Genomic DNA, 14,028 nt, shown 5'->3' with positions numbered 1-14,028 from the left:
CAGCAGCGAGCCCACCTCGACCTCGTCGACGAGCGGTTCCGCGGCTGGGCACATGACCACAGCCTCACCGATCCGCTGCCCGGGCGCTTCGTGCGATCGCCAGAGCGGGGGGCGGCCAGTTTCGTGCGACCCGACGAAGCCGACCCGGCCGGCTCGGCACAACAATCAGCGAACGCCGAACTGCCGTGGAGGAAAGATGGATTCCACCGCGACCAACACGACCGAGCAACCGGCCGTGACCCCGTCCCGCATCCGCCGCACCGCCACCGTCACCATCGCGCTGCTCATGGGCGTTTGGGTCATCGACTACGTCGACCGGGTCATGATGGCGGTCGCGCTGCCGTTCATCGGGGCGGAGTTCGACCTCAGCAAGACCTCGCAAGGCTGGCTGATCACCGCCTTCTCGTTGGTGTACCTGGTCTGCCAGATCCCCGGCGGCGTCCTCGCCGACCGGTTCGGGGCGCGACGGCTGCTGGTCATCTCGCTGCTGCTGTGGTCGGTTTTCACCGCTCTCACCGGAGCCATGTGGGGCTTCGCCTCCCTGCTGGTGGTCCGTGCCCTCTTCGGGGTGGGCCAAGGGCTGTTCCCCGGCGCGTCGTTCAAGGCGATCGCCGAGCGCACGCCCCCGAGCCACCGGGCCACCGCGGCCGGCGCCATGTTGGCCTCCAACAACCTGGGCGCCGGGCTGGCCCCGCTGATCGCCGCGCCGGTGGTGTTCGCGCTCGGCTGGCGGCACACGTTCTGGGTCACCGCGCTGGTGGGCGTGGTGATCGGCATCCTGCTGTGGGCGATGCTGCCGAAGCCGCTGCCCACCCGGCTGACCGAGGTTCCGCTCCCGAACCGGACGACCGTGTCGATGCGCCACGTCCTGCGGTCCGCGGCGGTGTGGAAGTTCGCCGCCTTGTTCTGCGCGACGAACATGCTCGGCTACGGGATGATCACCTGGGTTCCGAGCTACCTGCTGGAGGAACGCGGCATTTCGCTGCTGGACACCGGCGTGCTCGCCGCGATCCCGCTGCTGGTGATGTGCGCGTGCACGTTCCTCGGCGGTTGGCTGTTCGACCGGTTCTTCACCGAGCGAGCCCGGTGGCTCGTCATCCCGGTGCTGCTGGCCGCCGCCGCAATGCTCGCCCTGATGCTCAACGCCGACACCGCAGGCGAGTTTACGCTCTACCAAACCATCGCAATGGGCATCGCCGGACTCGCCTACATGAGCATCCTCGGCATGCCGGTGCGAGCGCTGCCGCCGGCCGTGGTCGGGTCCGGCATGGGTGTGGTCAACGCCGGCGGTCAACTCGCCGGGGTGATCGCACCGGTGGCGATGGGTTGGCTGGTGGACCACTTCTCCTACACCGCGGCGTTCGGTTTCCTGATCGGCAGCACGGTGCTCGGCGCCCTGCTCGCCCTGATCGTGCCGAAGCGCCCGGCCGATTTTCACATCCGCGCTGGAAGGAGCAAGGCATGACCGAGTACGACCTGGTGCTTCGCGGCGGGCGGGTCATCGACCCCGAAACCGGGCTGGACGCGGTCCGCGACGTCGGGATCTCCGGCGGCGCGGTCCGGGAGATCAGCTCCGACCCGTTGGCAGGGAAGTCCGTGGTGGACGTAGCAGGGTACGTCGTCAGTCCCGGGTTCATCGACCTGCACAGCCACAGCCCGGACATCGCCACGCAGCGCCTGCAGGCCATGGACGGTGTGACAACCGCGCTCGAACTGGAAGCCGGGGTGTACCCGGTGGCACCGGCCTACCGCCAAGCAGCACTTGAGGGGCGCCCGATCAACTACGGCTTCTCCACGTCGTGGGCGGTGGCGCGGATGCACGTCGTGCTCGGCATCAAACCCACCGGCACGCTCGACGACTTCTTCGCCAACATCGGGCGAGAACCCTGGCAACGGCCCGCACCACCAGCCGATGTGCAGCGGGTGCTCGGCGTGCTGGAGGCCGATCTGGCCGACGGCGCGCTGGGAATCGGCATCCTCGTCGGCTACGCACCCTGGATCGACCCGTCCGAATACCTCGCCGTCGCCGGACTCGCCGCCAGAGCCGGGCTCCCGACGTACACGCACGCGCGCGAGTTGGTCGAGATGGACCCGCAGACCCCGATCGACGGCGCGGAGGAGATCGTGCGGGCCGCGGCGGAAACCGGCGCGCACATGCACTACTGCCACGTCAACAGCACCTCGCTGCGGCAGGTGGATCGCGTGCTGGGGCTGGTGGAGAAGGTGCGCTCGGAAGGTTCCCGGGTCACGACCGAGGCCTATCCGTACGGCGCGGGCATGACCGGCATCGGCGCCGCGTTCCTCGCGCCAGAACTGCTGCACCGACGGGGTTTGACGCCCCACTCCATCGGCTATCTGGCCACCGGCGAGCGAATGCCGGACGAGGCGACGCTGCGGAAGGTGCGCGAGCAGGACCCGGGCGGCGCGGCGTTCGTGCACTTCTTCGACGAGAACGATCCGGCGGACCTCGCCTACCTGAAGCGGGCGCTCACCTTCACCGACGCGGCGGTCGCCAGCGACGCGGCGCCGCTGCTCTGGCGGTCCTCGCCCCGCGATCCGCTGCAGTGGCCGCTGGCACCCGACGTGGTCACCCATCCCCGCACAGCGGGCACTTTCGCCCGCAGCTTGCGACTCCTGGTCCGCGACTCCGGCGAGTTGAGCCTGCCGGAGGCGGTGCGCCGCTGCAGCCTGGTGCCGGCCGACGTGCTCGGCTCCGCGGTGCCCGCGATGCGGCGCAAGGGCCGGATCCGACCGGGCAGCGACGCCGACATCGTCGTCTTCGACCCGGAAGCGGTGACCGACGAGTCGACCTACGCCGACACCGCGCGGCCGTCCACCGGATTCCGTCACGTGCTGGTCTCGGGAACATTCGTCGTGCGCGACGGCGAGCTGTGCACCGACGCCCTGCCGGGCAAACCGGTCCGACGCTGATCGGGGCCATCGAGCCCTGGGCGATTTCGCGCGAAATCGCCGCGGTGTCCGTGCGCTGGTGACGTCGCCCGGTCTGCGCAGCCCGAGCGGTGGCGAGGAGTCACCGCTTGCGGCGCGGGGGTGGGGCGGTGGACTCCCGCACCACCAGGGAGTGCGCCGTGGTGCGGCGGCGGGGGCGGGCCGACGGTTCCTTCAAAGCGAGGAGCAACGCCTGCTCCCCCATTTCCGCCATCGGCAACCGGACCGTCGTCAGCGCCGGCGACAGGTGCTCCGCGACGGCCACGTCATCGAAGCCCGCCACCGAAATGTCCTTCGGCACAGTCATTCCGCGCGCTCGCAGGGCCGCGAGGACGCCGATCGCCATGTCATCGTTGAGCGCGATCACCGCGGTCACATCGGGGTGCTCGCCGAGGACGCGCCGCATGGCCAGCGTGCCGCCGTCGCGCGTGAACGCTTCCTCGATGACAGGAATGTCCTCAATCGACAGTCCGGCCGCTTCCAGTGCCTGCTCGGCGCCCGCGAGGCGATCGGCCACCGTGGTCAGGGTCCGGGGGCCGGCGACGAAGGCGATCCGCCGGTGCCCCAGGGAAAGCACGTGTTCGGTGATCGACCGGCCACCCGCGGTGTTGTCCGGCAGCACCGCGTCGGTGCCGAGGTGGTGGCGTCCGATCACCGCGACGCGGCCCCCTGCTTCCCGGAACGCCTGGAGGTCCTGCTTCACCGACGCCTGCTTCCGCGCATCCACGAAACCCGAGCCGGCGATGATGATCGCCCGGACCCGGTTGGCGATCAGCGTGCGGACCTGGACGAGCTCGCTCTCCGGGTCGCGCCCCGTGTGGCAGATCTGCACGGTCAGGCCCTGCTGCGCGCCGACGCGCAGCACCCCGCTGGCGATCTCGGTGAAGTAGGGGTCGCCGATCTCGTGCACGAGCAGTCCGACACTCGTGCTCGCGCCGCCGGCCAGCGTGCGGGCGTGCACGTTGGCGACGTAGCCCATCTGCGCGGCGACTTCGCGCACCCGCTCGGCGATGGCGTCGCTGACGCCCGCGGACCCGGACAGCGCCCGCGACGCCGCAGCGATCGACACCCCGGCCCGCTCGGCGACGTCGATGAGCCTGAGCCTCGCGCGTTGCTGTGGCATCCGTGACCCCTTCCGCTCCGGTCCGCCCCGCGGTCCGAGCCCACCATCATGATCCGTGACCTTGCCACTTCGTCCGATGGTTCCTATTCTGCCGTAAGCGCTTACGAAAGCGCTTGCGGATGCCCCCAACGACGGGTGGACCATGAAAATTTCACAACGTCTTCGACTAGGTGTACTCGTGACCAGCGCGAGCCTCGCGCTGACCGGCTGCCTCGCCTCGGGCGCCGGAGGCAACGACGACAGCATCCAGATCGGCATCTCCCTGCCCCTCACCGGCGACTTCTCCGAGCCCGGCAAGGGCGTCCGCCGCGGTTACGAAGCGTGGGCCGACTACGTCAACGCCCGCGGCGGGTTGCTCGGCCGCAAGGTCGAGCTGACCATCCTCGACGACCAGTCCAACGCCGACCGCGTCGCGGCCGACTACGAGAAGCTGATCAACCAGGACGGCGCCGACCTGGTCTTCGGACCGTTCTCCACCCGTCTGGTGATCCCGGCCGCGCAGGTCGCCAAGGACTACGGATTCCTGTTCGTCGAACCGGCCGGCGCCGCCGAGGAAGTGTTCGACCAGGGCTTCGACAACCTCTTCTACGCCGCGCCCGCGGTCGCCGAGGACCACTACAACCACTTGGCCGCGGCGATCCTGGCGATGCCCGCCGATCAACGCCCGAAAACCGCCGCATACGCGGCCATGGACGACCCGTTCGCGCAGGGCACCGCCTACGGTTTGAAGGGCAAGCTCGAAGCGGCGGGAATCCGCACGGTGGTCGATGAGGTCTACCCGCCCAACACCACGGATTTCGGTTCCATCGCGGCCAAGATCGCCGATTCGCGGGCGGACCTCGTCGTCGGCGGAACGCAGTACCAGGACGCGGTCAACCTCATCCTGGCGCTGCGCCAACTCGGCTACCAGCCCTCGATGGCGGCCTTCTCCACCGCACCGACCAACCCGGAGTTCGCCAAGGCCATCGGCGAGCAGACCGAGGGAATCCTCTCCCCCACCGGGTACACGCCGGAAGCGAACTTCCCGTCCAACGAGGAGTTCGTCGAGCACTACACCCGGATGTTCAACTCCCAGCCCAACGAGGACGAGGCGAACGCGTGGACCACCGGGCAGGTCGTGGCCGCCGCCGTGCAGGCCGTCGGCTGCGCCGATCCGGACCCCGACTGCCAGCGCAGGCTCATCGACTGGCTGCGCCGGAACGAGGTGGACACCGTGGTCGGCAAGCTCAGCTGGGACGCCACCGGAAAACCGCGCGGCGCGCACCTGATCCAGCAGTACGTCGGCGGCCGGATCCGCATCGTGCTGCCCGCCGAGACCAAGGAAGCCGGCCTGGTCCATCCCAAGCCGGCGTGGTGAATTGGCATTCACGAGGTCGGGGATCCCACAGCGAGAAGGCCCCTGAGATCCCGCTACCCGCACCGCCACGCAAAACGAGTCCGGAAAGAGGCTCCAAATGACCGGATCGCTCCTGCTGCAGAGCCTGGTGCTCGGCGTGCTGCTCGGCGGGCTCTACGCCCTCCTCGCCGCGGGCCTGACGCTGTACTTCGGCGTGATGCGCGTGGTGATGCTGGCGCACTCGGCCTTCCTGATCCTGGCGGCGTACCTGGCCTGGTTCTTCAACCTCCAGACCGGTTTGGACCCGCTGCTGTCGCTGCTGGTGACCGTCCCGCTGTTCTTCGCGGTCGGCGTGCTCATGCAGCGGCTGCTGATCTCGCGGCTGCGCCCGGCGACGCTGACCATGATGTCGGTGTTGCTGACGTTCGCCGTCGCGCTGGTGATCGAGGGCGCGCTCGGGCTCGTCTTCAGCGGCACCCACCGACGCATCCAGCTGCCCTACTCCGGCGCGGACATCCAGTTCTTCGGCGCCAGCATCCCGGTGGTGAAGCTGATCGCGTTCGGCCTCGCCGCGGCGTCGCTGGCCGGGCTCTACCTGCTGCTGAAGAAGACCCGGTTCGGCCAGGCGCTGCGCGCCACGATCCAGCACCGGGAGGCCGCGCAGCTGGTCGGCATCAACACCGGCCGGATCGCCGGCTACGGGTTCGGGTTGGGCCTGGCCACCGCGGCGATCGGCGGGACCGCGCTGGCCCTGGACTCCACGATCTATCCCTCGCTGCACTGGCATTGGATCGGCCCGCTGATGGCGATCATCGTGGTGGGTGGGCTGGGCAGCGTCCCGGGCTCGGCGATCGCCGCCATGGTGCTGGGGCTCGGTCAGAGCCTGCTCCAGCTGCCCCTCGGAACGACTTGGGCGCAAACGGTTTTCTACGTCGCGCTGTTCGCCACCTTGCTGTTGCACCCCCAGGGATTCTTCGGAGGCCGCCTTGCGCAGCGTTTCTGATCCCGCCCGCGCCGCGAAGCTCGCCGGACTGCTCGCGCTGGCCGCGCTGGTGGTCGCTTTCCCCGCGCTGGCACCGGATCCGTTCATCCTGTCGGTCGGCGTGGTGATCATGAGCTATGCCGTGCTGGCCACGTCGTGGAACTTCGTGGGTGGATTCACCGGCTACATCTCGCTGGGCCACGCGGCGTACTCCGGGCTCGGCGGCTACGCCACCGCGCTGCTGGTCGTGCGCGCGGACCTGAACCCGTGGCTCGCGCTCGTCCTCGGCGGCGTGGTCGTCGCGGTGCTCGCGGTGCCGATCGGCATCGCCAGCCTGCGGGTGCGCGGCGCGTCGTTCGTCATCGTCTCGATCGCACTGGTGCTGATCACGCTGCTGGTCTTCCAGAGCTGGGGAGACTTCACCGGCGGCTCGAACGGTTTGCGCGTGCCGCGCCCGTTCGGTCCGGACGTGCTCCGCCCCGAGCAGCACGAGCGGTTCTTCTACCTGCACGCCGCACTGCTGGCCGTCGCCCTGCTGTGCTGGTGGGCGATCGACCGCTCCCGGTTCGGCTCCGGGCTGAAGGCGATCCGGGAAGACGAGGACAAGGCCGAAGCGCTCGGGGTGCCGACCTTCACCTACAAGCTCGTCGCGTTCGTCGTCTCGGCGTTCTTCACCGCGCTGGGCGGCGGGCTCTACGCGCTGTGGTTCGGGTTCCTGGACCCGATCTTCCAGTTCTCCGTGCTGACCGGTTCCTACCTGGTGCTGATGAGCCTGCTCGGCGGCGTGCGCAGCCTGTTCGGGCCGGTGCTCGGCGCGGTGATCGTCGGCTACGCCGTGGAGTACTTCAAGGCCCAGTACGGCGACACCCAGCTGCACCTCGTCGCGCTGGGCGTGCTGCTCGCCGCAGTCGTGCTGTTCATGCCGGACGGGATCATCCCGGCGCTGCGCGACCTGCTGCACCGGTTCCGCCCGCGGACGGCGTCGATCCGGGAAGTCAGCCAGGCCGAGCTCGCCGAGCAGCGCCGGGCCGGGACCGTCGAGGAGGCACACCGGTGAGCACGGGATTGGAAACGACCGGCCTGACCAAGTCCTTCGGCGGGGTGCGCGCCGTCGACGGGGCCACCGTCGCCTTCCAGCACGGCAAGGTCAACGCGCTGATCGGCCCCAACGGATCGGGCAAGACCACGTTCTTCAACTGCGTCACCGGGATGATCAAGCCCGATTCCGGCACGGCGAGCTACCACGGCCGGGACATCACCGGCCGTCCGCCGCACCGGATCGCCCGCGCGGGCATCGGCCGCAGCTTCCAGCTGTGCCGGATCTTCCCGCGGATGACGGCGCTGGAGAACCTGCTGGTCCCGGTCCGCTCCCGAACCCTGCTCGGCCAGCTGGTCTCCGCGCGCCAGCGCGCCGACCTGGACCGGGCGCGCGAACTGCTCACCCGTGTCGGCATCGAGCACCTGGCCGACGTGCAAGCCCGCGACCTGTCCTACGGCCAGCAGAAGCTGCTCGAACTCGCCGGGGTGCTGATGGCCGATCCGGAGACGGTCCTGCTCGACGAGCCCGCGGGCGGGGTGAACCCGGCGCTGATCGAGCGGATCGGGGAGCTGGTGCGCGCGCTCAACGCCGAGGGCCGGACCTTCCTGATCGTGGAGCACAACATGGACCTGGTGATGAGCCTGTCCGACCACGTGGTCGTCTTCGACCGCGGGCGGCCGATCGCCGCGGGCACGCCCGACGAGGTCCGCAACGACCCGCGAGTCCTGGAGGCCTACCTTGGGATCTGAGCAGCGGGGTTCGGGCGAGCACCTGCTCGAACTCGTCGACGTCGAGGCCGGGTACGGGCGCGCGGCGCTGGTGCTGCGCGGGCTGACGGTGCGGGTGCCGCCTGCCAGCGTGGTCTGCCTCGTGGGGCCCAACGGGGCCGGGAAGTCCACGGTGCTCAAGGTCGCCAGCGGCATGCTCACGCCGCGATCCGGCCGGATTCTGGTCTGCGGGAAGGACGTCACGAGCCGCCGCCCGCAGCAGATGCTCGAAGCCGGCCTGTCCCACGTGCTCCAGGGGCACAGCGTGTTCAAGGAGATGACGGTCGCGGAGAACGTGCTGCTCGGCGCGTACGCGCTGCGGGACAGGTCCGCGATCGCCGACCGCGTGGCCTTCGTCAAGGAGCTGTTCCCGGTCGTGGCCGAGCGGTGGGACGCGCTGGCCGGGGCGCTTTCCGGCGGACAGCAGAAGCAGGTCGAGTTCGGCCGGTCGCTGATGGTCAGCCCGAAGGTCGTGCTGCTCGACGAGCCGTCGATGGGCCTGGACCCCAAGGCGACCGAGACCGTGTTCGCCCAGGTGGCGCGGATGCGCGATGCGGGGACGGCAGTGCTGCTGGTGGAGCAGAACGCCCGCCGCGCGTTGGAGGTCGCCGACCTGGGCTGCGTCCTCGACCTCGGCCGGGTGCACATCTCCGGCCCCGCCGCCGACCTGCTCGCCGACCCGCAACTCGGCGAGCTCTACCTCGGCAACCGACGCTCCAGCACCACATCGTCGAAGACGTTGAAGACAGGGAGGTGCGATCTGTAGTGCGAGGTTCTTGTTCACTGATGTCCGCTGTTGGCTACAGTGTCCAATGTGTACCGGCTCGGCGAGTTCGCGCAGAAGATCGGCCTCTCAGTCAGTACAGTGCGCCGGTTGGAACTCGGGAGCGGCACTCAGGTCCCGCGCGGTGCCATCGGGCAGCGGTGCTTCACCGACACCGGCGAGCGGAAAGTCCTGCTACCGAGCTTCGCGGCGATGAAGTACAAGATCGCCTACTGCAGGCGCTGCTGTCCTGGGCAGGAGAACGACCTTGCTTGTCGGGTCGCGGCGGTGGCGCGGTTCTGCCCCGCACGCGGGCCGGCCGGGGGTGCGTGGATCATCGACTTCCGCAGCGGCATGAACACGATCGTGTGCACCCTCTCATGCCGGTTGCCCGAACTGCACCGCTATGGGAAGGCGTTGAAGAGCGAGCCGTCGGGCGTGGTAACCAGGTGAAGGTCACCAGGATCGCGTACTCGCAGAACCTCAACGTCGGTAAGTTCGCACAACTGGCGGAGCAGGCGCGCCGGTTGGGGCTTGTCCGCAGCGAGGTATGGCAACGCCACGGCTCTATCAGCAGCGTAAGACTGACAGACCGGCAGATCCGCGACGCCTGGATGGCAGACGGAACCGCGGAGAAGTTCGGCGTTCTTGCGAACGCCTGGAAAGAAACTGTGCGTGACGCTGTCGCTGACATCGCTGCCAATCAGGAAGCAGCGAAAGCGAAGGTCCGCAAGGCGGTAAACCGCCGCACCTCGAATGAAGCCGAACGCAAGCGGATGTTCTCCGCGCTCAAGCGCGATACCTGGACCGAGGACCCTTATCTAGCGCGGCAGATGCGCAAACACCGCAAGCGCGGCCGCAACCGAACCCATAACCAGATTGTGGTGCGCTCCGACAAGTACCGCACTTTCACGCTGGCCATGGGCGGCAATGTCTGGCTTGCGATACCGGGCTTGCAGCCTCGTCAGCTCGTACGGATCCCGCTGAACACGACGGTGGCGCCGTCGGGAACGCTGCGTCTGATCCTGCGCAAGGGCCGTGTTGAGGTGCACTACCAGATCGACGCCTCCGCGATGAAGTCCTCAGCGCGTCCTGCTGGGGACAGTGAGATCGGCGTGGACAAGGGTTACACCGAAGTCCTCACCGACTCCGACGGCGAACACCACGGCACCGAGCTCGGCGTATTGCTGACCTGCGAGTCGAACTACCGGAAGGTCAAGAACGCCCGTAGGGCGAAAATTCGCTCGGTGGCGGAGAAAGCCCGCGATGCGGGCGATCACGCCAGAGCGGAACGGATCATCGTTAACAATCTCGGGACGGTTAAGCGGGACCGGCGTTCGTCCCGCTGGCAGCAGACAGTGCGTACGACAACGTTCCGCGCGGTGCATGCTGTTGTCGATAAAGCCGCGTTGATCGCGGCGGAGGACCTCACCAAGATTTTCACCGGCCGTGCTCGGCGTGGCCGGAACGTCAACCGGCGCTTGGCGGCGTGGACCAAGGGGCTCACCGCTGAGGCGCTCACCAGTGTGTCGGAGCGCAGAGGTTCTGCGCTCACGCTGGTCAACGCGGCCTACACCTCACAAGTCGCCCCCTGCTGCGGAGTCCTCGGGCGCCGCAGCAGGGACCAGCTTCACTGCACACGGTGCGGGGTGGTGTGGCAAGCAGACCACGCGGCAGCGATCAACGTCCTGCACAGAGTGGGTGACCCCGACATCACCCCGCACACCCCGTACCAGCGGGTGAAATGCATCGTGCAGCAACGGGCCGATCGCCGACCGGATCAGACTGCCGATCCAGGACTCCAGCTCACCTCGTGGGCGGAGCGCGAAATATCCGGACGCTCAAACAACGAGCGACAAGTAGGAAGCAGCCCTCGATCATGACCGACCGCACCTACCGCATCCTGATGAACGGCGTCACCGGCCGGATGGGCTACCGCCAGCACCTGCTGCGTTCGGTGCTGGCGATCCGCGACGACGGCGGCGTGCCGCTCGCCGACGGCAGCCGCATCCAGGTCGAGCCGGTCCTGGTCGGCCGCAACGCCGAGAAGCTGGCCCGCATCGCCGCTGACCACGACATCGCCGAGTGGAGCACCGATCTCGACGCGCTGCTGGCCGAGGACGCCGCGGAGATCTACTTCGACACCCAGGTCACCAGCGAGCGCCGCAAGGCCGTGCTGAAGGCCGTGGCCGCCGGTAAGCACGTCTACGCCGAGAAGCCGGTGGCCGAGACCGTGGCCGAGGGCGAGGAACTGGTGACGGCGGTCGAAGACGCCGGGGTCGTCAACGGCGTCGTGCACGACAAGATCTTCCTGCCGGGCTTGCAAAAGCTCAAACGGCTGGTGGACGCGGGCTTCTTCGGCCGGATCCTCTCGGTGCGCGGCGAATTCGGCTACTGGGTCTTCGAGGGCGACCTGCTGCCCGCGCAGCGGCCGAGCTGGAACTACCGGGCCGAGGACGGCGGCGGCGTGGTGCTGGACATGTTCTGCCACTGGAACTACGTGCTGGAGAACATCTTCGGCCGGGTCCGCGCGGTCACCGCGAAGGCCGTCACGCACATCCCGCAGCGCTGGGACGAGGACGGGCAGCGCTACGACGCCACCGCCGACGACGCGGCTTACGCGATCTTCGAGCTCGACGGCGGGGTCATCGCGCAGATCAACTCGTCGTGGGTGGTGCGGGTGGAACGCAAGGAACTGCTGGAGTTCCAGGTCGACGGAACGCACGGCTCGGCGGTCGCGGGCCTGTTCGGCTGCCGGATCCAGCCGCGGGTGCGCACCCCGCGGCCGTCGTGGAACCCGGACCTGCCCACCACCGAGGACTTCCGCGGCCAGTGGGACGAAATCCCCGACAACGCGGAGTTCCGCAACGGTTTCCGCGCGCAGTGGGAGCGGTTCCTGCTGGACGTGCACCACGGCAGGCCGCACCCCTACGACCTGGCGGCCGGGGTGCGCGGCCTCCGGCTCGCCGCCGCCGGTCTCACCTCGTCGGCAGAGGGCCGCCGCATCGAGCTGCCCACCAGCGGCGCGGCATGAGCGCGATCGAACTGCCCACCGGCCAGGGCACCTGGGCGCGAGTCGTGCTGCGCGAACCCAGGCGGTGGAAGGAACATCCGCAGCCGTACGGCTCGCGGGTCGCGTTCGCCGCCGCGCACGTCGTCGCCGACCCGCTCGGCGACAACACCCCGGCGGCGCCGGCGGCAGTGGACTGGGAGTCCACATTGGCCTTTCGCCGGGAGCTGTTCCGCTACGGGCTCGGGGTGGCGGAAGCGATGGACACCGCGCAGCGCAACATGGGTCTGGACTGGCCCGCGGTGCAGGAGCTCGTCCGCCGCAGTGCCGATCAGGCCCGCTCCGCCGGCGCCCGGATCGCCTCCGGGGCGGGCACCGACCACCGGGCCGGGGCCACCACCCTCGACGAGGTCGTCGCGGCCTACGAGGAGCAAGTCGGCTTCGTGGAGTCGACCGGTTCGCAGGTGATCGTGATGGCCTCCCGCCAGCTGGCCGCCATCGCCCGCGCCGCCGACGACTACCGGCGGGTGTACGACGCGGTGCTGCGGCAGGTCGCCGAGCCGGTGATCCTGCACTGGCTCGGCGAGGTCTTCGACCCGCACCTGGCCGGTTACTGGGGCTCGGCCGACCTGCCCACCGCCACCGAGTCCTTCCTGGGCCTCGTCCGCGACCACGCGGCGAAGGTCGACGGCGTGAAGGTGTCCCTGCTGTCGGCCGAGCACGAGCGTGGTCTGCGCGCCGCGCTGCCGGCCGGCGTGCGCCTCTACACCGGTGACGACTTCAACTACCCGGAGCTGATCCGCGGCGACTCGCAACACCACTCGGACGCGCTGCTCGGCGCGTTCGCCGCGATCGCCCCGGCCGCATCGGCGGCGCTGGCCGCGCTCGACGACGGCGACCTCGCGACCTACGACGCGGAAATGGATGCGACGCTCCCGCTGTCGCGGCACGTGTTCAGCGCACCGACCTTCTACTACAAGACCGGGATCGCGTTCCTGAGCTGGCTCAACGGCCACCAGCCGGGCTTCACGATGCTCGGCGGGTTGCAGTCCGCGCGCAGCATCGTGCACCTGGCGCGGATCTTCGCGCTGGCCAACGACGCGCAGTTGCTGGTCGATCCGGAACTCGCCGCGCAGCGGATGCGGTTGTGGCTCGAAGCTGCGGGGGCCGCTGCATGAGCGAGCGCGACGTGCCGACGAACGCACCGGCCCGGGTGCCGACCCCGCAGCCCGGTGACCCGCGGCTGGCCCGGCTTTCGCTGAACCAGCGCACCACCGCCAACTGGTCGCTGCGCGAGGCGGTGGAGGGCTGCGCGGCTGCCGGGCTCGGCACCATCGGGGTCTGGCGCGAACCGGTTGCGGAGGTCGGGCTGGCGGTCGCCGTGCGGATGGTTCGCGATGCCGGGCTGCGGGTTTCCTCGCTGTGCCGCGGCGGCTTCTTCACCTCCGGCGATCCGATCGGAGACAACATCACCGCCCTCGACGAGGCCGCAGCTCTCGGCTGCGACGCGCTGGTGCTCGTGCCCGGCGGGCTGCCCTCGGGCGACCGCGATCTCGCCGGCGCCCGGCAGCGCGTGGCCGATGCCGTCGCCGCATTGGTCCCGCACGCCCGCGAACGCGGTGTGCGACTCGGCATCGAACCGATGCACCCGATCTTCGCCGCCGACCGCGGGGTGATCTCGACCCTCGCCCAGGCCCTGGACATCGCCGAGCAGCACCCGCCGGACGTGGTCGGCGTCGTGGTCGACACGTTCCACGTGTGGTGGGAGCCGGGCGTGCTGGAGCAGATCGCGCGCGCCGGGCAGCGGATCGTCAGCTACCAGATCTGCGACTGGATCACCCCGCTACCCGCGGACACGCTGCTCAGCCGCGGGATGGTGGGCGACGGCCACATCGACTTCGCAGCGCTCACGCGCGCGGTTTCCGCTGCCGGGTACCGCGGGGACGTCGAGGTCGAGATCTTCAACGCCGACGTCTGGGCCGCCCCCGGCTCCGACGTCGTCGCCACCACGACCCGCCGATACGTCGAGTTCGTGGAGCCGCACCTCTAGCCGCCGGGA

The 14,028-nt window shown here is 69.5% G+C and carries 13 protein-coding genes; 12 read left to right on the top strand and 1 reads right to left on the bottom strand.

The window, feature by feature from the left end; all coding sequences use genetic code 11:
* The first annotated feature begins 196 nt into the window (after window positions 1-196).
* Together ACWEV3_RS32420 and ACWEV3_RS32415 are read left to right on the top strand one after the other, a co-directional pair.
* Window positions 197-1,465 carry an MFS transporter gene (locus tag ACWEV3_RS32420; RefSeq protein WP_452617530.1) on the top strand — a complete coding sequence of 423 codons (1,269 nt, stop codon included), beginning with the start codon at window positions 197-199 and terminating at the stop codon, window positions 1,463-1,465.
* Window positions 1,462-2,931: an amidohydrolase family protein gene (locus tag ACWEV3_RS32415; protein WP_452617529.1), complete on the top strand. Its 1,470-nt coding sequence runs from the start codon at window positions 1,462-1,464 to the stop codon at window positions 2,929-2,931. The genes ACWEV3_RS32420 and ACWEV3_RS32415 overlap by 4 nt, the downstream gene beginning before the upstream one ends.
* A gap of 100 nt (window positions 2,932-3,031) precedes the next feature.
* Here ACWEV3_RS32415 and ACWEV3_RS32410 read toward each other — a convergent pair whose 3' ends face one another.
* On the bottom strand, window positions 3,032-4,072 hold the full coding sequence (locus ACWEV3_RS32410; RefSeq protein ID WP_452617528.1) for a LacI family DNA-binding transcriptional regulator: 1,041 nt from the start codon (window positions 4,070-4,072) through the stop codon (window positions 3,032-3,034).
* Between the two features lie 178 nt (window positions 4,073-4,250).
* Here ACWEV3_RS32410 and ACWEV3_RS32405 point away from each other — a divergent pair, with 178 nt between their 5' ends.
* The 10 genes from ACWEV3_RS32405 to ACWEV3_RS32360 all read left to right on the top strand — a co-directional run bounded on the left by ACWEV3_RS32405 (window position 4,251) and on the right by ACWEV3_RS32360 (window position 14,019).
* A complete protein-coding gene (locus ACWEV3_RS32405; RefSeq protein WP_452617527.1) occupies window positions 4,251-5,429 on the top strand; it encodes an amino acid ABC transporter substrate-binding protein in 1,179 nt (392 codons plus the stop codon).
* A 97-nt stretch (window positions 5,430-5,526) separates the two neighbouring features.
* Window positions 5,527-6,411 carry a branched-chain amino acid ABC transporter permease gene (locus tag ACWEV3_RS32400; protein WP_452617526.1) on the top strand — a complete coding sequence of 295 codons (885 nt, stop codon included), beginning with the start codon at window positions 5,527-5,529 and terminating at the stop codon, window positions 6,409-6,411.
* On the top strand, window positions 6,395-7,447 hold the full coding sequence (locus ACWEV3_RS32395) for a branched-chain amino acid ABC transporter permease (protein WP_452617525.1): 1,053 nt from the start codon (window positions 6,395-6,397) through the stop codon (window positions 7,445-7,447). Before ACWEV3_RS32400 ends, ACWEV3_RS32395 begins: the two co-directional genes overlap by 17 nt.
* The gene (locus ACWEV3_RS32390; RefSeq protein WP_452617524.1) at window positions 7,444-8,178 is read left to right on the top strand and encodes an ABC transporter ATP-binding protein; all 735 of its coding nucleotides are present in this window, start codon (window positions 7,444-7,446) and stop codon (window positions 8,176-8,178) included. Before ACWEV3_RS32395 ends, ACWEV3_RS32390 begins: the two co-directional genes overlap by 4 nt.
* A complete protein-coding gene (locus ACWEV3_RS32385; RefSeq protein WP_452617523.1) occupies window positions 8,168-8,962 on the top strand; it encodes an ABC transporter ATP-binding protein in 795 nt (264 codons plus the stop codon). The genes ACWEV3_RS32390 and ACWEV3_RS32385 overlap by 11 nt, the downstream gene beginning before the upstream one ends.
* Before the next feature lie 39 nt (window positions 8,963-9,001).
* Entirely contained in the window at window positions 9,002-9,412 is a 411-nt protein-coding gene (locus tag ACWEV3_RS32380) for a hypothetical protein (RefSeq protein ID WP_452617522.1), read from the top strand.
* Entirely contained in the window at window positions 9,409-10,842 is a 1,434-nt protein-coding gene (locus tag ACWEV3_RS32375; protein ID WP_452617521.1) for a zinc ribbon domain-containing protein, read from the top strand. The genes ACWEV3_RS32380 and ACWEV3_RS32375 overlap by 4 nt, the downstream gene beginning before the upstream one ends.
* Complete coding sequence (locus tag ACWEV3_RS32370) at window positions 10,839-11,993, top strand: Gfo/Idh/MocA family protein (RefSeq protein ID WP_452617520.1); 1,155 nt, start codon at window positions 10,839-10,841, stop codon at window positions 11,991-11,993. The genes ACWEV3_RS32375 and ACWEV3_RS32370 overlap by 4 nt, the downstream gene beginning before the upstream one ends.
* Window positions 11,990-13,147: a dihydrodipicolinate synthase family protein gene (locus ACWEV3_RS32365; RefSeq protein ID WP_452617519.1), complete on the top strand. Its 1,158-nt coding sequence runs from the start codon at window positions 11,990-11,992 to the stop codon at window positions 13,145-13,147. The genes ACWEV3_RS32370 and ACWEV3_RS32365 overlap by 4 nt, the downstream gene beginning before the upstream one ends.
* A complete protein-coding gene (locus tag ACWEV3_RS32360) occupies window positions 13,144-14,019 on the top strand; it encodes a sugar phosphate isomerase/epimerase family protein (RefSeq protein ID WP_452617518.1) in 876 nt (291 codons plus the stop codon). The genes ACWEV3_RS32365 and ACWEV3_RS32360 overlap by 4 nt, the downstream gene beginning before the upstream one ends.
* Window positions 14,020-14,028 lie beyond the last annotated feature (9 nt).

The sequence above is a fragment of the Saccharopolyspora sp. NPDC003752 genome (assembly GCF_053605825.1).
The sequence above is the reverse complement of the archived record's forward strand: the minus strand, read 5'-3'. Positions and strand labels throughout refer to the sequence as shown.

Excerpts from the sequence above, each read along its gene's own strand:
- ACWEV3_RS32410 (WP_452617528.1), bottom strand. The coding sequence starts at position 4,072 with ATGCCACAGCAACGCGCGAGGCTCAGGCTCATCGACGTCGCCGAGCGG.
- ACWEV3_RS32365 (WP_452617519.1), top strand. The coding sequence starts at position 11,990 with ATGAGCGCGATCGAACTGCCCACCGGCCAGGGCACCTGGGCGCGAGTC.
- ACWEV3_RS32420 (WP_452617530.1), top strand. The coding sequence starts at position 197 with ATGGATTCCACCGCGACCAACACGACCGAGCAACCGGCCGTGACCCCG.
- ACWEV3_RS32400 (WP_452617526.1), top strand. The coding sequence starts at position 5,527 with ATGACCGGATCGCTCCTGCTGCAGAGCCTGGTGCTCGGCGTGCTGCTC.
- ACWEV3_RS32370 (WP_452617520.1), top strand. The coding sequence starts at position 10,839 with ATGACCGACCGCACCTACCGCATCCTGATGAACGGCGTCACCGGCCGG.
- ACWEV3_RS32360 (WP_452617518.1), top strand. The coding sequence starts at position 13,144 with ATGAGCGAGCGCGACGTGCCGACGAACGCACCGGCCCGGGTGCCGACC.
- ACWEV3_RS32415 (WP_452617529.1), top strand. The coding sequence starts at position 1,462 with ATGACCGAGTACGACCTGGTGCTTCGCGGCGGGCGGGTCATCGACCCC.